The organism is Hylemonella gracilis (assembly GCF_004328645.1).
GTDB classification, from domain to species: domain Bacteria; phylum Pseudomonadota; class Gammaproteobacteria; order Burkholderiales; family Burkholderiaceae_C; genus Hylemonella; species Hylemonella gracilis_B.
Genome location: NZ_CP031395.1, coordinates 3,405,862 through 3,424,211, shown reverse-complemented (window position 1 = coordinate 3,424,211; position 18,350 = coordinate 3,405,862). Strand labels below are relative to the sequence as shown.

16 protein-coding genes are annotated in these 18,350 nt (G+C 64.4%); 12 read left to right on the top strand and 4 right to left on the bottom strand.

Features of this window, described 5'->3' with window-relative positions:
• The first annotated feature begins 2 nt into the window (after positions 1-2).
• The 11 genes from nuoG (at position 3) to DW355_RS15870 (ending at position 11,580) form a co-directional block, all read left to right on the top strand.
• Positions 3-2,144, top strand: coding sequence for an NADH-quinone oxidoreductase subunit NuoG (gene nuoG / locus DW355_RS15920; protein ID WP_131281549.1), 2,142 nt, complete (start codon positions 3-5; stop codon positions 2,142-2,144).
• A 2-nt stretch (positions 2,145-2,146) separates the two neighbouring features.
• Positions 2,147-3,223: an NADH-quinone oxidoreductase subunit NuoH gene (gene nuoH, locus DW355_RS15915; protein WP_131281547.1), complete on the top strand. Its 1,077-nt coding sequence runs from the start codon at positions 2,147-2,149 to the stop codon at positions 3,221-3,223.
• A 97-nt stretch (positions 3,224-3,320) separates the two neighbouring features.
• Positions 3,321-3,848 (top strand): NADH-quinone oxidoreductase subunit NuoI, encoded by a 528-nt coding sequence (gene nuoI, locus DW355_RS15910; protein WP_131281546.1) that lies wholly within the window; start codon positions 3,321-3,323, stop codon positions 3,846-3,848.
• Between the two features lie 93 nt (positions 3,849-3,941).
• Positions 3,942-4,595 carry an NADH-quinone oxidoreductase subunit J gene (locus DW355_RS15905; RefSeq protein ID WP_131281544.1) on the top strand — a complete coding sequence of 218 codons (654 nt, stop codon included), beginning with the start codon at positions 3,942-3,944 and terminating at the stop codon, positions 4,593-4,595.
• Positions 4,592-4,900, top strand: a complete 309-nt coding sequence (gene nuoK, locus DW355_RS15900; RefSeq protein WP_131281542.1) for an NADH-quinone oxidoreductase subunit NuoK — start codon at positions 4,592-4,594, stop codon at positions 4,898-4,900. The genes DW355_RS15905 and nuoK overlap by 4 nt, the downstream gene beginning before the upstream one ends.
• Before the next feature lie 34 nt (positions 4,901-4,934).
• Positions 4,935-6,992, top strand: a complete 2,058-nt coding sequence (gene nuoL, locus DW355_RS15895) for an NADH-quinone oxidoreductase subunit L (protein WP_131281540.1) — start codon at positions 4,935-4,937, stop codon at positions 6,990-6,992.
• Between the two features lie 34 nt (positions 6,993-7,026).
• Entirely contained in the window at positions 7,027-8,526 is a 1,500-nt protein-coding gene (locus tag DW355_RS15890; protein ID WP_131281539.1) for an NADH-quinone oxidoreductase subunit M, read from the top strand.
• Between the two features lie 55 nt (positions 8,527-8,581).
• Positions 8,582-10,081: an NADH-quinone oxidoreductase subunit NuoN gene (nuoN, locus tag DW355_RS15885; protein WP_131281537.1), complete on the top strand. Its 1,500-nt coding sequence runs from the start codon at positions 8,582-8,584 to the stop codon at positions 10,079-10,081.
• A gap of 22 nt (positions 10,082-10,103) precedes the next feature.
• Positions 10,104-10,415: a DUF2818 family protein gene (locus DW355_RS15880; RefSeq protein ID WP_131281535.1), complete on the top strand. Its 312-nt coding sequence runs from the start codon at positions 10,104-10,106 to the stop codon at positions 10,413-10,415.
• 39 nt (positions 10,416-10,454) lie between these two features.
• A complete protein-coding gene (locus DW355_RS15875; protein ID WP_131281533.1) occupies positions 10,455-11,060 on the top strand; it encodes an NUDIX domain-containing protein in 606 nt (201 codons plus the stop codon).
• 25 nt (positions 11,061-11,085) lie between these two features.
• Positions 11,086-11,580: a DUF1178 family protein gene (locus DW355_RS15870; RefSeq protein ID WP_131281531.1), complete on the top strand. Its 495-nt coding sequence runs from the start codon at positions 11,086-11,088 to the stop codon at positions 11,578-11,580.
• 144 nt (positions 11,581-11,724) lie between these two features.
• Here DW355_RS15870 and DW355_RS15865 read toward each other — a convergent pair whose 3' ends face one another.
• Both DW355_RS15865 and DW355_RS15860 read right to left on the bottom strand, forming a co-directional pair.
• Entirely contained in the window at positions 11,725-13,533 is a 1,809-nt protein-coding gene (locus tag DW355_RS15865) for an ABC transporter transmembrane domain-containing protein (protein WP_131282809.1), read from the bottom strand.
• A 117-nt stretch (positions 13,534-13,650) separates the two neighbouring features.
• Positions 13,651-14,616, bottom strand: coding sequence for a chemotaxis protein (locus tag DW355_RS15860; RefSeq protein WP_131281529.1), 966 nt, complete (start codon positions 14,614-14,616; stop codon positions 13,651-13,653).
• Positions 14,617-14,894: 278 nt separating this feature from the next.
• Here DW355_RS15860 and DW355_RS15855 point away from each other — a divergent pair, with 278 nt between their 5' ends.
• Positions 14,895-15,983 carry an alkene reductase gene (locus tag DW355_RS15855; RefSeq protein WP_131281527.1) on the top strand — a complete coding sequence of 363 codons (1,089 nt, stop codon included), beginning with the start codon at positions 14,895-14,897 and terminating at the stop codon, positions 15,981-15,983.
• Positions 15,984-15,987: 4 nt separating this feature from the next.
• On the opposite strand, the gene DW355_RS15850 is transcribed toward DW355_RS15855, so the two are convergent.
• On the bottom strand, positions 15,988-17,202 hold the full coding sequence (locus DW355_RS15850) for a murein transglycosylase domain-containing protein (protein ID WP_131281525.1): 1,215 nt from the start codon (positions 17,200-17,202) through the stop codon (positions 15,988-15,990).
• Entirely contained in the window at positions 17,199-18,323 is a 1,125-nt protein-coding gene (gene miaA, locus DW355_RS15845) for a tRNA (adenosine(37)-N6)-dimethylallyltransferase MiaA (protein WP_131281523.1), read from the bottom strand. Before miaA ends, DW355_RS15850 begins: the two co-directional genes overlap by 4 nt.
• Between the last annotated feature and the right edge of the window lie 27 nt (positions 18,324-18,350).

The window sequence follows — 18,350 nt, the reverse complement described above, 5'->3', positions numbered from 1 at the left end:
CTATGGTTGAAATCGAACTTGACGGCAAAAAGGTGGAGGTGGTCGAAGGCAGCATGGTCATGCATGCCGCCGAGAAGGCCGGAACCTACATCCCCCATTTCTGCTATCACAAGAAACTCAGCATTGCCGCCAACTGCCGCATGTGCCTGGTGGACGTGGAGAAGGTGCCCAAGCCGGTGCCGGCCTGTGCCACGCCCGTGACCCAGGGCATGATCGTGCGCACCAAGAGCGACCGCGCCATCAAGGCCCAGCAGTCGGTCATGGAGTTCCTGCTGATCAACCACCCGCTGGATTGCCCCATCTGCGACCAGGGCGGTGAATGCCAGTTGCAGGACCTGGCCGTGGGCTACGGTGCCTCGGCTTCGCGCTACGAGGAAGAAAAGCGCGTGGTCTTCCACAAGGACGTGGGCCCGCTCATCAGCATGGAAGAGATGAGCCGTTGCATCCACTGCACCCGCTGCGTGCGCTTTGGCCAGGAAGTGGCCGGCGTGATGGAGCTGGGCATGAGCCACCGCGGCGAGCATTCCGAGATCGAGACCTTCGTCGGCAAGTCGGTTGACTCCGAGCTCTCCGGCAACATGATCGACATCTGCCCGGTCGGCGCGCTGACCAGCAAGCCCTTCCGCTACAGCGCCCGCACCTGGGAACTGTCGCGTCGCAAATCGGTCAGCCCACACGACAGCACCGGCGCCAACCTGATCGTGCAGGTCAAGAACAACCAGGTCATGCGCGTGGTTCCGCTTGAGAACGACGCGGTCAACGAATGCTGGATCGCCGACCGCGACCGCTATTCCTACGAGGCTTTGAATGGTCCGGACCGCCTCACGCAGCCCATGCTCAAGCAGGGCGGTGAGTGGAAGGAAGTGGATTGGCAGACCGCGCTCGAGTACGTGGCCACCGGCCTGCGCGACATCAAGGCCCAGCACGGCGCCAACAGCATTGGTGCCCTGGTCAGCCCGCACAGCACGCTGGAAGAGTTGTTCCTGGCGACGAATCTGGTACGCGGCCTGGGCGGTGACAGCATTGACCACCGCCTGCGCCATGCCGAGTTCACCAAGAGCGAGGGGGTGCGCCACCTGGGCCTGCCCATCGCCGCCTTGAGCCAGCTCCAGCGCGTGCTGGTCGTCGGCAGCAACCTGCGCAAGGACCATCCGCTGTTCGCGCAACGCATCCGCCAGGCCGCGCGCCATGGTGCGCAGGTCAACACCATCACCTCGGCCAAGCTTTACAAGAATACCGACGCGTGGGCGTTGCCGGTGGCGAACGCGGTGGTGAGCGATGCCGCTCAGTGGGCGCAGGCCCTGGCTGCCGTGGCTGCGGCCGTGGCCGCCGAGAAAGGCGTCACCGCACCGATGTCGGCGCAAACCACGCCCGAGGCGACGGCGATCGCCCAATCGCTGCTGGGCGGCGAACGCAAGGCCGTGCTGCTGGGCAACGCTGCCGCGCATGCGGCCAATGCATCGACGCTGCTGGCGCTGGCGAACTGGATTGGCGCCCAGACAGGGGCCTCTGTGGGCTACCTGACCGAGGCGGCCAACACCGTGGGCGCGCAATGGGTCGGCGCCCAACCGCAGGGCGCGGGCCTGAACGCCGCGCAAATCCTGGCCGGGCAGAGCAAGGCGGTCGTGCTGCTGAACGTTGAACCCGAAGACACCGTGGCGGGGCCGGTGGCCGCGATGGGCCTGGGCAAGGCCGAGATGGTCGTGACCCTGTCGCCCTTCAAGACCAACCTCGCCTTCAGCGACGTGCTGTTGCCCATCGCTCCCTTCAGCGAAACCTCGGGCAGCTTTGTCAATGCCGAAGGCCGCGTGCAGAGCTTCCATGCGGTAGTCAAGCCTCTGGGCGAGACGCGCCCGGCCTGGAAGGTGCTGCGCGTGCTGGGCAATCTACTGGCCTTGCCGGGCTTTGATTTCGATGCCTCGCAGGACGTGCTGGCTGCCGCGACGGCCCAGCCCGCGCAGCTGTCGAATGCCACCGGCGTTGCCATCAACCTGTCGACGCCGGCCGGTGAACCGGTCAGCGCGGCGATTTATCAACTGGACGGGCTGGTGCGCCGCGCCACCTCGCTGCAACTGACGGCCGACGCGAAGGCCCCCTTGGGGGGCAGCGCAGCACACGACGTGGCAAGCGTGGGGAGCCTTTAATCATGATAGACACGCTCTATAACGCAGGCCTGAACCTGATCGCCGCGGGCTGGTGGGGTGGTATCGCCTGGCCCGTGATCTGGACTCTCATCAAGATCGTCAGCGTGCTGCTGCCCGTGCTGATCGCCGTGGCCTATCTGACGCTGTGGGAACGTCGCCTGCTGGGCTTCATGCAGGTGCGCCTGGGTCCCAACCGGGTTGGTCCGATGGGCCTGTTGCAGCCTTTCGCCGACGCGCTCAAGCTGTTGACAAAGGAAATCATCCAGCCGACGGCGGCGGCCAAAGGCCTGTTCGTGCTCGGCCCCATGCTGGCCATCATGCCCGCGTTGGCGGCCTGGGTGGCGATTCCCTTCGGACCGGACGTCGCGCTGACCAATGTCAACGTCGGCCTGATGCTGATCATGGCCATCACCTCGATCGAGGTCTATGGCGTCATCATCGCGGGCTGGGCCTCCAACTCCAAGTACGCTTTCCTGGGCGCCCTGCGCGCCTCGGCGCAGATGGTGAGCTATGAAATCGCCATGGGTTTCTGCTTCCTCGTCGTCCTCATGGTGACGGGCAGCATGAACCTGACCGACATCGTGCAGGCGCAGGAGCAGGGTCAGTTCGCCGCCATGGGCCTGAACTTCCTGTCCTGGAACTGGCTGCCGCTGCTGCCCATCTTCGTGGTCTACCTGATCTCTTCGGTGGCCGAGACCAACCGGCATCCCTTCGACGTGGTCGAAGGCGAGGCCGAAATCGTGGCCGGTCACATGGTCGAGTACTCGGGCATGGGCTTTGCCATCTTCTTCCTCGCGGAATACGCCAGCATGTGGCTGGTGTCCATCCTGGCGGTGGTCATGTTCCTGGGTGGCTGGTCCGCGCCAGTGGCCGCGCTGGACTTCATCCCCGGCTGGATCTGGCTCGGCTTGAAGACCTTCTTCATCGTGTCCTGCTTCATCTGGATCCGAGCCACCTTCCCGCGCTTCCGTTACGACCAGATCATGCGTCTTGGCTGGAAGATCTTCATCCCGGTCACCCTGGTGTGGCTGATCGTCGTCGGCATCTGGATGCAGACGTCGTGGAACATCTGGAATTGAGCATGAACCTCCACGCTCATCACTTCGTGTATTCGCTATCCCCCGAGGGGGCGTCGTCTGCCTTGGGGCGGTCCGGCGACAGCCGAGGAGAGTTGTCATGACTGTTGCTTCCACCACCTCGCCTGCCGCTGTGCGCGCCTTCTCAGTCAAGGATTTCTTCAAGAGCTTCATGCTCGTGGAGCTCCTCAAGGGCATGGCCCTGACCGGGCGCTACACCTTCGCGCGCAAGGTCACGCTGCAATACCCCGAGGAGAAGACTCCGTTGTCCCCGCGCTTCCGAGGCCTGCACGCCCAGCGTCGTTATGAAAACGGCGAGGAGCGGTGCATTGCCTGCAAGCTCTGCGAGGCGGTCTGCCCCGCGATGGCCATCACCATCGAGAGTGACGCGCGCGCCGATGGCACGCGCCGCACCACGCGCTACGACATCGACCTGACCAAGTGCATCTTCTGCGGCTTCTGCGAGGAAGCTTGTCCGGTGGATGCCATCGTCGAGACACACATCCTTGAATACCACGGTGAGAAGCGCGGTGATCTGTACTTCACCAAGGACATGCTGCTGGCCGTGGGCGACCGGTACGAAAAGGAAATCGCCGCCGCCAAGGCGGCGGACGCCAAATACCGCTGAGGAAACTCGCGCGCCTGGCGTTAGGCGTCAAGCGGACACCAGCCACACGCACAACCCTTCAGGCCTGAATCGCAACGGATCTTTCCTACGACCATGGACGTCAAAACCGGCTTCTTCTTTCTGTTCGCGGCGGTGCTGCTGATCGCGGCGCTGCGCGTCGTCACGGCGCGCAACCCCGTGCACGCCGTGCTGTTTCTGATGCTTGCGTTCTCGCAGGCTTCCGCCATCTGGTTGTTACTGGAGGCGGAATTCCTCGCCGTGGCCTTGGTGCTCGTGTACCTGGGCGCGGTGATGGTCCTGTTCCTCTTCGTGGTCATGATGCTGGACATCCGCATCGACCAGCTGCGCCAGGGCTTCTGGAAGCACCTCCCGCTCGCCCTGCTGCTGGGCGGCATCGTGGTCGTTGAAATGGCTGCGGTGCTGCTCACGGGCTTCGACATGGTCGATCCGCAGGTGGCGGCCCAGTTGCCCACCGGTGTTGCGGAGGAATCGAACGCCAAAGCACTTGGGATCCTGCTCTACACCCGTTATGTGTGGCCGATCCAGATCGCCGCCGCCATCCTGCTGGTGGCGATGATCGCCGCCATTGCCCTGACGCTGCGCGCACGCAAGGACAGCAAGGCCATCGATCCTTCCATCCAGGTGCGCGTGCGCGCCGCGGACCGGCTGCAGCTCGTCAAGGTGGAAACCACGCGCCCGGCCGAGCCTGTGGCCGAGTCCGCCGCCACCGAGGAGAAAAAAGCATGACATTGACGCTGGGTCACTATCTCACGCTGGGTGCCGCGCTGTTCGCGATCGCGGTGGTCGGCATCTTCATGAACCGCAAGAACCTCATCGTTCTGCTCATGGCCATCGAACTGATGCTGCTGGCCGTGAACACCAACTTTGTGGCCTTCTCGCATTACCTGGGCGACATGCACGGCCAGGTCTTTGTGTTCTTCATCCTGACCGTGGCTGCGGCCGAGTCCGCCATCGGTCTGGCCATCCTGGTGCTGCTGTTCCGTAACAAGAGCAGCATCAGCGTGGAAGAACTCAACGAGCTGAAGGGCTGACGGGTCACCGGGGCAAGAAAAAGGCAAGAACGACATGAGTGCAACCCTGAACGCATCCACCCTGCTGGCCGTGCCGCTCGCGCCGCTGGTCGGCGCCGCGCTGGCCGGTATTTTTGGCACCAAGCTGGGTGGCAACCTGCTTGGCCGTCGTGCCTCGCACGGCGTCACCATCCTTGGCGTGCTGGTGGCTTTCATCCTTTCCGCGTTCACGCTCAAGAGCGTGGCGCTGGACGGCGCGCGTTTCAACGCGACCCTCTATGAGTGGATGGTGGTTGGCGGCTTGAAGATGGAAGTGGGCTTCCTGGTGGACGGGCTCACCGCGATGATGATGTGCGTGGTGACCTTCGTGTCCCTGATGGTGCACCTCTACACCGTCGGCTACATGGAGGAGGACGAGGGCTACAACCGCTTCTTCTCCTACATCTCGCTGTTCACCTTCTCCATGCTCATGCTGGTCATGAGCAACAACCTGCTCCAGCTGTTCTTCGGCTGGGAGGCGGTGGGCCTGGTGTCCTACCTGCTGATCGGCTTCTGGTACAACAAGCCCACGGCCATCTTCGCCAACATGAAGGCCTTCCTGGTCAACCGCGTGGGGGATTTCGGCTTCATCCTCGGCATTGGCCTGATCGCGGCCTACGCGGGCACGCTGAACTATGGCGAAGTCTTCGCCAAGGCAAGTCAGCTCGGCGTGATTGAGTTTCCCTGGTACATCCTGGGCCAGGATGCCATGCTGATCACCGTGATCTGCATTTGCCTCTTCATTGGTGCCATGGGCAAGAGCGCGCAATTCCCGCTCCACGTCTGGTTGCCAGATTCGATGGAAGGCCCGACCCCGATTTCCGCGCTGATCCACGCTGCCACCATGGTGACGGCCGGCATCTTCATGGTCGCGCGCATGTCGCCGCTGTACGAGCTGTCGGACACGGCTCTGAGCTTCATCATGGTCATCGGCGCGATCACGGCGCTGTTCATGGGCTTCCTGGGCATCATCCAGAACGACATCAAGCGTGTCGTGGCTTACTCCACGCTCTCGCAGCTGGGGTACATGACGGTGGCGCTGGGCGCCTCGGCCTATTCGGTGGCCGTGTTCCATCTGATGACGCATGCCTTCTTCAAGGCGCTGCTGTTCCTGGGCGCGGGCTCGGTGATCATGGGCATGCACCACAATCAGGACATCCGCTGGATGGGCGGCGTGCGCAAGTACATGCCCATCACCTGGATCACCTCACTGCTGGGTTCGCTGGCGCTGATCGGCACGCCGCTGTTCTCGGGTTTCTATTCCAAGGACAGCATCATCGAGGCCGTGCACGAAAGCCATCTCTGGGGCAGCGGCTTCGCCAGCTTCGCGGTGCTGGCCGGCGTGTTCGTGACGGCCTTCTACAGCTTCCGCATGTACTTCCTGGTCTTCCATGGCAAGGAGCGTTACGACCAGAATCCGGACGCGCACCACGATGACCACCATGACGATCATGGCCATGGCCACGACGCCAAGCCACATGAGTCGCCCTGGGTGGTGACGGTGCCCCTGATCCTGCTGGCGATTCCTTCGGTCGTGATTGGCTACTTCACCATCGAGCCACTGCTCTACGGCGACTTCTTCAAGGACGCGATCTTCGTCGACGCGACCAAACACCCTGTAATGGAAGAGCTGCGGGCCATGTTCCACGGTCCTCTGGGCATGGCCAGCCATGCCCTCAGTACCGCGCCGCTGTGGTTGGCGCTGGCTGGCGTGGTGACGGCCTGGGTGTTCTACATGTTGGCGCCGGCCATTCCGGCCGCGCTCGATCGCGTTTTCAAGCCGCTGCGCGTCGTGCTGGAGAACAAGTACTACATGGACTGGATCAACGAGAACATCCTCGCGCGCGCCGCGCGCGGCCTGGGCCTGGGCCTGTGGAAGGGCGGAGACCAGGGTGTGATCGAGACCGGCTTGGTCAACGCCAGCTGGAAGCTGGTGGGCAAGGTGGCGGGTGTCGTGCGTCGGCTGCAGTCCGGCTATCTGTACCACTACGTGCTGGTCATGATCGTCGGTATCGTGGTGTTGATGTCGTACTTCGTGACCTGGCCCTCGCTGCGCGTCATGTTCGGCCTGTAAGTCGTCGGCCTGGGTATTACTGGAGAAGAACAGAATGGGTTTGCTGAGCCTGGCAATCTGGTTGCCAATTGCTTTCGGCGTGTTGCTGCTGACGCTTGGGCGTGAGAGTCAGGCGCGCGCGGTGCGCTGGGTCGCCTTGATCGGGGCGCTGGCGAGCTTCCTGGTCACGCTGCCGTTGTGGGCCGGTTTCGACAACGGCACGGCGGCCATGCAGTTCGTCGAGCAGACGGTCTGGATGGCGCGTTTCAACGTCAACTACCAGGTGGGCGTGGACGGCATCTCGCTCTGGTTCGTGCTGCTGACCGCCTTCATGACGGTGATCGTGGTGATCGCGGGCTGGGAAGTCATCACTGAGCGCGTGAACCAGTACATGGGCGCCTTCCTGATCCTGAGCGGCCTCATGATCGGGGTCTTCTCCGCGCTGGATGGCCTTCTGTTCTACGTCTTCTTCGAAGCCACACTGATCCCGATGTACCTGATCATCGGCATCTGGGGTGGGCCGAACAAGATCTACGCGGCCTTCAAGTTCTTCCTCTACACCTTGCTGGGCTCGCTGCTCCTGCTTGTGGCGCTGATCTATCTGTACCTGGCCTCGGGTGGCAGCTTCGACATCGCAACCTGGCACCAGCTTCCGCTGACGGGCACGGCGCAGACCCTGATCTTCTTCGCTTTCTTCGCGGCCTTTGCCGTGAAGGTGCCGATGTGGCCGGTGCACACCTGGCTGCCTGACGTGCACGTCGAAGCCCCCACGGGCGGTTCCGCCGTGCTGGCGGCGATCATGCTCAAGCTGGGGGCCTACGGTTTTCTGCGCTTCTCGCTGCCGATCGCGCCGGACGCCGCGCACGAATGGGCCTGGCTGATGATCACGCTGTCGCTGATTGCCGTGATCTACGTCGGCCTGGTGGCCCTGGTCCAGCAGGACATGAAGAAGCTGGTGGCCTATTCGTCCGTGGCGCACATGGGTTTCGTGACCCTGGGTTTTTTCCTCTTCAATGACTTGGGCGTGAGTGGTGGCCTGGTGCAGATGATTGCCCATGGTTTCGTGTCCGGGGCCATGTTCCTCTGCATCGGCGTGCTCTACGACCGCATGCATTCGCGCGAAATCGCGGATTACGGCGGCGTCATCAACACCATGCCCAAGTTCACGGCCTTCGCGCTGCTGTTCGCCATGGCCAACTGCGGCCTGCCCGCCACGGCAGGCTTCGTCGGCGAGTGGATGGTCATCCTGGGCGCCGTCAAGGCCAATTTCTGGGTTGGTCTGCTGGCTGCTACGGCTCTGATCTTCGGCGCTGCCTACACCTTGTGGATGTTCAAGCGCGTTTACCTGGGGCCGGTGGCCAATGACCACGTCAAGGAACTGACCGACATCAACGGCCGCGAGTTCCTGATGCTGACCGTGCTGGCGCTGGCCGTGCTCTGGATGGGTGTCGACCCCAAGCCCTTCACCGACGTGATGAACGCCTCCGTGGCCGAGTTGCTCAAGCATGTGGCCGTCTCCAAGCTGCCGGTGCCTGGCATCGGAATCAGCAATTGAGCGCGTGCCTTCGACGCATTGAACCACCGCATCAAAACGATTAGCGAGTACCCAAATGATTGATGCCTTTAGCTGGATCGCGGTCCTCCCCGAGTTGGTCCTGCTCGTCATGGCCTGCGCCATCACCTTGCTGGATCTGCTGGTCAAGAGCCGCCTGCGCACGGGCAGCTTCGTGCTGACCCTGATCACCCTGGGCGCCGTGGCTGTCTTGCAGGCCTTCTACGCCAACACCAGCGCCACGGTCTATGGTCTGTCCAACATGGTGGTCAGTGACCCCATGGGCAACTGGCTCAAGTGCTTCTCCGCCCTCGCCGTGATGTTGACCTTGATCTACGGTCGCGCCTACGCGGGTGACCGTGACATGCTGCGTGGTGGTGAGCTGTTCAGCCTGTCCCTGTTCGCGCTGTTGGGCATGTTCATCATGATCGGCGGCAACAACTTCCTGATGATCTACCTGGGCCTGGAGTTGCTTACCTTGGCCAGCTACGCCCTGGTGGCCCTGCGTCGTGACCACGCCCAGTCCACCGAGGCGGCGATGAAGTACTTCGTGCTCGGTTCGCTGGCCTCGGGCTTGCTGCTTTACGGCCTGTCCATGATGTACGGCGCTACCGGCACGCTCAACATCAACGAGGTGTTCCGTGTCACCAACTCCGACCTGGTGAACCCACAGGTTCTGACTTTCGGCATCGTCTTTGTCGTCGCTGGCTTGGCCTTCAAGCTCGGCGTCGCGCCCTTCCACATGTGGATTCCGGACGTCTACCAAGGCGCGCCCACCGCCATCACATTGATGATCGGTGGCGCGCCCAAGCTGGCGGCCTTTGCCATCGTCATCCGCCTGTTGGTCGAGGGCATGCTGCCGCTGTGGTTCGACTGGCAGCAGATGTTGATGATCCTGGCCGTGGCCTCGTTGCTGGTGGGCAATTTCGCCGCCATCGCTCAGACCAACCTCAAGCGCATGCTGGCCTTCTCCACCATCGCGCAGATGGGCTTTGTGCTGCTGGGCCTGATGTCGGGTGTCGTGAACGGGCACGCCGGATTCGCCGCCAATGCCTACAGCTCGGCCATGTTCTACATCCTGAGCTACGTGCTGACCACGCTGGCCACCTTCGGCATCATCCTGCTGCTGGCACGTGAGGGTTTCGAGAGCGAGGAGATCAGCGATCTCACCGGCTTGAACCAGCGCAGTCCCCTGTACGCGGCGGTGATGGCGATCTGCCTGTTCTCGCTGGCCGGCATTCCGCCCATGGTCGGCTTCTACGCCAAGCTGTCCGTGCTGCAGGCCCTCATCGCTTCCGGCAGCGTGCTGAATCTGGGCATCGCCATCTTCGCGGTCATCATGTCGTTGGTCGGCGCCTTTTACTATCTGCGCGTGGTCAAGGTCATGTACTTCGACGCGCCTGCCGCGCAAGGCCCCGCCAGTGAAGGGGTGCGCGCGCCTTTGGGTACCCGGGCCGTGCTGACGGTCAACGGCCTGCTGGTGCTCGTGCTCGGCATCCTGCCCGGTGGCCTGATGATTCTCTGCGCTCGCGCCATCGTGCAGATGCTTAGCGCCTGACGGTGGCTGTCCCGGAGATCCGATGAGTTCGTCCAGCGGTGCCATCTGGTTCCTGATCCTGCTCGCGCTGTCGGCGGCCAACCTGCCTTTCTTCTCCGAGCGTCTGCTCGCTGTCGTGCCTGTGCCTGCTGCCCTGGCCCCCAAGAACCTGGGCTTGCGCCTGCTGGAACTGGTGCTGCTGTACTTTCTGGTCGGTGGCATCGGCCTCTGGCTGGAACAGCGTGCTGGCCGCATCGCCCCGCAGGGTTGGGAGTTCTATGCCGTCACGGCGACGCTGTTCCTGACGCTCGCGTTTCCAGGCTTTGTCTGGCGTTATCTCAGAAGGCGCCCCTGAGGTGCCTCTTCTGGGGCGTGAGCCACTCCACAGAATCTCATGCACAAGGCTGACGAACATCTGATCGAGCGGCGGCTGGCCAGTGAGACGCTGTTCAAGGGCAACTTTCTGGAAGCCCGCCGTGACACCGTGGCCCTGCCTGATGGCCGCAGCGCCACCCGTGAGTACGTCACGCACCCGGGCGCCGTGGTCATCGTTCCCCTGCTGGAAGATGGTCGCGTGGTCATCGAGCGTCAGTACCGTTACCCCGTGGGCAGGGTGATGGTCGAGTTTCCCGCTGGCAAGCTGGATGCGGGGGAAGACCCGCTGCGCTGCGGGCGGCGTGAGCTGCTGGAGGAAACCGGTTACACCGCCCGCGAGTGGGCCAAGGCGGGCGAGATGCACCTGGCCATCGCCTATTCCACCGAAGTGCTTCACATCTACTTCGCGCGCGGCCTGCGGCAGGGTGAACGCCAGCTCGACGAAGGGGAGTTCCTCGACGTGTCCACGGCCACGCCCGCGCAGTTGCTGGATTGGAGCCGTGCTGGTGAGCTCACCGATGCCAAAAGCCTGAGTTGTCTGCTCTGGCTGCAGAACGTTCTCTCCGGTGCCTGGACACTGGACTGGCATGCCGACCCGGGCAGCGCCCCTACGCCGGCAGGTTGAACCGGAACACCCGAGAATCGCGGCCATGAAAGTCTTCAACCTTCGCTGTGGTGCGCACCACTCTTTCGAAGGCTGGTTTGCCTCGGAAGAGGACTACGCCAACCAGACTGAACGCGGCTTGCTCGAATGCCCCTTGTGTGGTGACAAGGCCGTGCACAAATTGCCGAGTGCTCCGCGCATCAATCTGGGGGCCAAGCCGAGCGCGGCGATCGCAGGCCCATCGGAGCCGGCAAGGGCGGACGTCCAGGACGGTAATGCCACCGCGGTTGAGGCGGCGGGCGCGGATTCTCTGCGGGCCTTGCAGGCTGCGTACCTGCAGTTCGCGCGCCATGTGGCCCAGCAGACCGAGGATGTGGGTGAGCGCTTCGCCGAGGAAGCGCGCAAGATCCACTATGGCGAAAGCGAAGAGCGTGGCATCCGAGGCAAGACCTCGCCCAAGGAGGCCGAGGCCTTGATGGAGGAGGGCATCAGCGTGATGCCACTGTTCCTGCCCGAGGGCATCGAGGGGCCATTGCAGTGAGTGGCACTGCAGCCGCCTAGGACGGTAGTGCGGGGTTGTTGCGCCACGCGGACCCGGTGAAGCCCGGCGCGACGTTCACTCAGGCCGGCCTGCGGACAGGTTTTTGTTCAGACGATCAGCCATCTGAAGCGGGGCGGAAGAACACTAGGATTTGAACTGCAAGGCCGCCAGTCGCGCATAAAGCCCGCCTGCCGCGGTCAGTTCCGCATGCGTGCCCTGTTCCACGATGCGGCCCTGATCGATGACCACGATGCGATCCGCTTTCTGCACCGTTGCCAGTCGGTGCGCGATGACCAGTGTCGTGCGGTCACGCATGGCGGATTCCAGCGCAGCCTGCACCATGCGTTCGCTCTCGGCATCGAGTGCGCTGGTCGCTTCATCCAGTAGCAACAGGGGCGCGTTCTTGAGCATGGCGCGCGCGATGGCAATGCGCTGGCGTTGTCCGCCCGACAGGCGCACGCCGCGTTCACCCAGAAAGGTGTCATAGCCCTCGGGCAGGGCGCGGATGAAGTCGTCCGCGTGGGCGGCTTGCGCTGCGGCATGAACTTGCGTGTCGCTCGCGTCGGGACGACCGTACCGGATATTTTCAAGCGCGCTGGCCGAGAACAGCACCGGCTCCTGCGGCACCAGGGCCATGCGCGCGCGCAGGTCTTGCAGTTTCAAGCGGTGGATGGGCGCGCCGTCCAGCACGATGCGGCCGGTTTGCGGGTCGTAGAAGCGCAGCAGCAACTGCAGCACCGTGCTCTTGCCCGCCCCACTGGGGCCGACCAAGGCCACGGTCTCGCCAGGGCGGACCTCGAGCGTGAAGTCTTTCAGAGCCGCCTGCGTGGGGCGCGAGGGGTAGTGGAAAGTCACGGCCTCGAAGCGGACGTGGCTGGGACCGTCGGTCGGGGGCAAGGCCAGGGCTTGTGCTGGCGAGGTGATGGGGGAGCGCAGGTTCAGCAACTCCATCAGCCGCTCGGTGGCTCCCGCCGCGCGCAGCAGTTCGCCATAGACCTCGCCCAGCACGGCGAAGGAACTGGCCAGCATGATGACGTAGACGACGGTCTGGCCCAGGTGCCCGGCGCTGATTTGCCCGGCCAGCACCGCTTGAGTGCCCTGGTACAGCCCCCAGAGCAGGGCGGCCGAGGTGGCGACGATGATGAAACCCATCAACGCGGCACGGGCCCGAACCCGGCGCCGGGCGGTGCTGAAGGCGTTTTCGGTGGCATCGGCGAAGCGGTGGTTTTCGCGCGCCTCGGCCGTGTAGCCCTGGACCACGGGAATCGCGTTCAGCACCTCGCTGGCGATGGCGCTGGAATCGGCCACGCGGTCCTGGCTGGCGCGCGACAAGCGCCGCACGCGGCGGCCGAACCAGACGCTTGGCAGCACCACCAGCACGAGCACGCCCAGCACCTGGGTCATGATCCAGGGGTTGGTCCATACCAGCATGGCCAGCGCGCCGAGGCCGGTGACGGTGCTGCGCAGACCCATGGAAAAAGATGAACCCACCACGGTCTGCACCAGTGTGGTGTCGGCGGTCAGGCGCGAGAGCACCTCACCGGTCTGCGTGGTCTCGAAGAATTCGGGGCTTTGCCGCAGCACATGGGCGTAAATGGCATTGCGCAGGTCCGCCGTGACGCGTTCGCCCAGCCAGCTCATCAGGTAGAAGCGCACGGCGGAAAACAGACCCAGGGCCGCCGCCACCCCAAACAGCAGGGCGAAATGCTCGCGCAAGGCCAGCAACTGTTCGCCCCGGCCTTGGGCCGAGGTTGGCGAGGTCAAGCCCTGGTCGATCAGGGTGCGCAGGGCCAGCGGAAAGGCCAGTGTGGCGGCCGCGGCCAGGGCCAGAAAGACCAGGGCGAGCACGATGCGTCCCCGGTAGGGCCGCAGGAACGGCCCGAGTCCGCTCAGGGACTGAGGCCGGGCGCGAGGCGGCTCGGGAACGGAGGGGGCAGCAGGGGGGATGGGCATCGCGGTGTCGGGCATGGCGGCAGAGCATAGCCGGCTGGCGTGAAACGCGCCTTGCGGCGGGCCTGTGTCCGTCCGCGCCCACGGATTCAGAGGATGGCAGCCGCAGGGGGGTGAAGGTCAGCGTTTGGCCAAAACCTCGCGCAGCTTGTCCGCCAGTTCGTCGATGTGGAACTTGGTGATGTAGGCGTCCGCCCCCGCGCTCTTGGCCTGCATTTCGCTGGCAGTGCCCGTCAGCGAGGAATGGATCACGACGGGGATGTCGTTGAACTGCGGGTTGGCCTTGACCAGGCGGGTCAGGTTGAAACCGTCCAGCTCGGGCATTTCCAGGTCGGTCAGAAGCAGGGCAACCTTGTCCTTGGCACGTTTGCCTTCCCGGGCTGCCTGCGCGGCGATGGTTTGCAGCTGCTCCCAGGCTTCCTTGCCGTTGTGCGTCATGACGCAGGGCACACCCAGGGCTTCCATGCCTTTCTGGATCAGCTCGCAGGCCATGGCGGAGTCATCGGCGGCCAGCATCACCACGCCGGGCGGCAGGGTGATGCGGCCACCGGTGGGCTGATCGAACTTGGCGTGTTCGGGTTGCACGTCGTGCAGGATGCGCTCGACGTCGATCACCTGGGCCAGGCGCGAGTTCTCGACATCACCGTCCACCCGCGCGATGCTGGTGACGAACTGGCCGCCGCGCCCCGCCGCAGTCAGCACGTGTTTCCAGTCCACCTGCACGATTTCCGTCACTTCTTCGACGGCAAACCCCTGGGTGGTGCGCGCGAACTCGGTCACGAGCAGGATGCGGTCGTCCTTTTGCGGTTTGCAGCCGGTCAGCGCGGGCAGATCGATCACCGAGATGATTTGCCCACGGATGTTCGCCACGCCCAGCACATGCGGCGGCGCATTGACCATCTTGGTGAGCACTGGCATGGTCATGATCTCGCGCACCTTGAAGATGTTGATGCCGAACAGCTCGCGCCGTTCGCTGTCGCTGGCCTGGCCGAGGCGAAAGAGCAGCAGCTCGAAACGGTTGTTGCCGAGCTGGCCTTCGTGTGCGCGTGCGTTCTCAGGGCGGGCGGTGCCTGCGGGGGAGCTCATGAGGGATTCCTTGGTAGGTTGTTCTCGGCGTCGCAGCCGGTCATGTCGCCAGCCTAATACACGGGGGTGACTTTAGGCAAGTTCAAGGCGGTCCGGGCGGGTGCATCTGCGCATGAACCGGGTGGGTCATGTGGCGGCGTGGCGGCACAATGCCGTGGTCTTGATTCCGATTCAGGAATTTTCCTGCGCCTTGGCAATTCTGCTCCTACGCAATCTGCCGCCATCTGGTCGCCGTCTGGACGGCTTTTCCCTTAACAACGCCCCGTTTCCACACCATCATGACCGCTTCCTTGTTTTCATCGTTGAAAGTGGGCGCGCTGACCGTGCCCAACCGTGTTTTCATGGCACCGCTCACCCGGGCCCGCGCCGGCGAGGCGCATCTGCCGAACGCCCTGATGGCCGAGCATTACGCGCAACGTGCCAGCGGCGGCTTGTTGATTGCCGAAGCTACCATGGCCATGAAGGGCAACTCGGCCTTCTGGAAGGAGCCTGGCGTGCACTCCCTGGCCCAGGTCGACGGCTGGCGGCTCGTGACCGACGCCGTCCACCAGGCTGGCGGGCGTATCTTCCTGCAGGTATGGCACGGCGGGCGGGCCTGCCATCCCGATCTGAACGGCGGCGCCCAGCCCGTCGCGCCCAGCGCAATTCCCATCACCAGCGACATGGTGCACACCCCCAACGGTAAAGTGGCGTACGCCACGCCACGCGCCTTGCGTGATGATGAGCTGCCCGGCATCGTCGAGGGGTTCCGCAAGGCTGCGCTGAACGCCAAGGCTGCAGGCTTCGATGGCGTGGAGGTGCATGGCGCCAACGGCTATCTGCTGGACGAGTTCCTGCGCGACGGTGCCAACCAGCGCGGCGGTCCTTACGGCGGCTCGCGTGAGAACCGCGCCCGCCTGCTGTTCGACGTGATCGACGCTGCCATCGGCGTTTGGGGAGCCGACCGCGTAGGTCTGCGCCTGTCGCCCCTGAACAGTTTCAACAGCATGAAGGACAGCGACCCCGTGGGCCTGACGGCCTGGCTGGCCGGGGAGCTGAACCGTTTCGGCCTGGCCTACCTGCACCTGATGCGCGGCGACTTCAAGGGTCTGCAAAAGGGTGACCTGATGACGCCCGCGCGCGCCGCCTACAAAGGCGTGCTGATCGGCAACATGGGCTACAGCGGCACGGAAGCCGCTCAGGCGATCGCTGACGGCAAGCTGGACGCGGTGGCTTTCGGCACTGCCTTCCTGGCCAACCCCGACCTGCCCGAGCGCCTTCGCGCTGGCGCGCCGCTGAACGCTCACAATCCCGCGACCTTCTACACCGAGGGGCCCGCGGGCTACACCGACTACCCGTGCTGGGGCGGTGTGACCCAGGCGGTCTGAGCCTTCACATGGCCGTGTAAGCCTTCTTGGCTTGCACGACCTTGACGATGTAGCCTCGCGTTTCCTCGTAAGGCAGCTTCAGACGCAGGGCGTTGTAGACGGCGTCCGCTCGCAAGGCGTTGATGCGGTCGAGCGCCTCGTCCTGCCGGGCCTTGCCTGCCTTGTCGCTGAAGGCGCGAAATACATTGCTGGCCCCGGTGTTGTAGGCGGCGATCGCGCAATATTCGCGCGCAAGCGGATCCCGGATGTCGTTTAGGGCACTGTCGTGGAGCAGCACGCCGAGATAGGTCGCGCCCAGCTCGATGTTGTTCTCGGGCACGAAGAGGAATTCCTTGCTCGGCATCACGTCCTCGCCGCGTGCCTTGCGGTAGGCGTCGCGCCCGCCGCTGGAGGGCACGAGCTGCATCATGCCGTAGGCGGGCGCGCTGGAGACTGCGTAAGGGTTGAATGCGCTCTCGGTGCGGATGATGGCGTAGATCAGGCTGCGACTGACCTGGGTCTTCTCAGAGTGCTTGCGCACGATGCCGGCGTAACGCACGGCGCGCTTGTCGATGCTCGCGTTGACCATCTTCATCAGCACGTAGTGGACGGTCTTGGGTTTGCCATTGACGTCGATTTGGCGTTGCTGCACGCTGTGGGTGCTCAGCCAGCCGGCGTAGGCTTCTGCTTCGCCGCGCGTGTCGATGACCGCGTTGTTCTGGTCGACCACCAGCCCCTGCAGATAGGGCGTGCCGTTCAAGACCACCTCCTTGTCGGAAAACAGGTCCACCGCCCCTGGGTCGCTGGGTGTGAGCAGGGCGACGATGGTGGCGCGTCTGAGTTTGTCGCGAACCTGCGGGTCGTCCAGATGCTCGATCAGGAGGGTCCCTGCGTCGTAATCGACGACGACGCGGCTCTTGTAGTCATCCGTGTACTTGACGTAGCGCGTGCGGCTGGGTAGCGTGCCGGATTCGCGTTCGCCCCATTGCCTGCCGCTGTTCCTGCGCAAGGTCTCCATGAGTTTGTTGTACTCCGCCTGTGCCCGCTTGATGTCGGCCACCAGCAGTTCAGGGTTGCTCTTGTAAGACTCGACCCGGTTCTCTGCAATGTTCTGAAGCGCGGCCTTGGGATCCTTGGCCATGGCGATGTTCAGCGCCTGTTGCGTGCTGCAGGCTGAGAGCGCCAGGGTCATGCCCGCGGAACCCGCCGCGCCGAGTAGCAGACGACGTTGTCTGTTCATGCACTTCTTCCTTGCGTGGATGGTGGAGTCTTGATGTGCGCGGCGGCGAACTGCCGCGCCAGATCCAGCACGCGAGCCTGCGTATCCGGTCCGTCGCAGGCCACCGCATGGCGCACGAAGCCGGCTTGCGCCATGCCGCGCAGCCAGGTGATCTGCCGCTTGGCGAGTTGGCGCGTGGCGGCGATGCCGCGTTCGCGCAGTTCGTCCATTGGTGTCATGGTTGGGGTCTTGCGCGGTTTGCCCAGTGCTTGTGTCGTCACGTTGCTTGCCTCGTTCGCCTCTTGCGCATCCAGGAATTCCCAGGCCTGGCGGTAACCCACGCAGCGCATGGACGGCAGGTCGGCGTGCAGGTCCCCGCGGGCACGCAGGGCACGCACTTCGTTCAGCAGGCCCTGCTGCAGCATGGCGTCGAAGCGCCGCGCGATGCGCTCGTGCAGCCAGGCGCGATCCTGCGGCTCCAACGCAATCAGCGTGATGGCGTGTGCGCTGCCCCGGGGGGCTGTGCTGTCGGCCCGGGTGTGGAAGCTCGAAAAGGGGCGTCCCGTCAGGCGGTACACCTCGAGCGCGCGCTGGATGCGTTGCGTGTCGCCCGGCGGCAGGCGCGTCGCGGTCACCGGGTCCACGCGGCTCAGTTCTGCGTGCAGTGCGGCCCAGCCTTGGATCCGCGCCTCGGCGTCCAGCGCCGCGCGCACCGAGGCGTTGGCCGGGGGAAGGTCGTCCAGCCCTTCGAGCAGGGCCTTGAAGTACAGCATGGTGCCGCCGACCAGCAGTGGCAGGTGGCCGCGCGCGTGAACGTCGTGGATCAGCTGCGTCGCGTCGCACACGAACTCCGCGGCGCTGTAGGCCTGCGAGGGGTCGCGGATGTCGATCAGGTGGTGGGGCGCGACCGCCCGTTCCGTCGCATCGGGCTTGGCCGTGCCGATGTCCATGTCGCGGTAGACCAGGGCCGAGTCGACGCTGATGATCTCGACGGGGTGCGTGGGCGCCAAGGCGCGCGCGATGGCCAGCGCGGCCGCCGTCTTGCCACTGGCCGTGGGGCCGGCGATGGCCAGCGCGGCGGGCGGCGCGGGAATGGGTGTGGTGCTGGGGGGTGGCGGTGTGCCGGATTGGCGGGCAGACATCGCCGCAAGGCTAGCAGATCGGCGGGG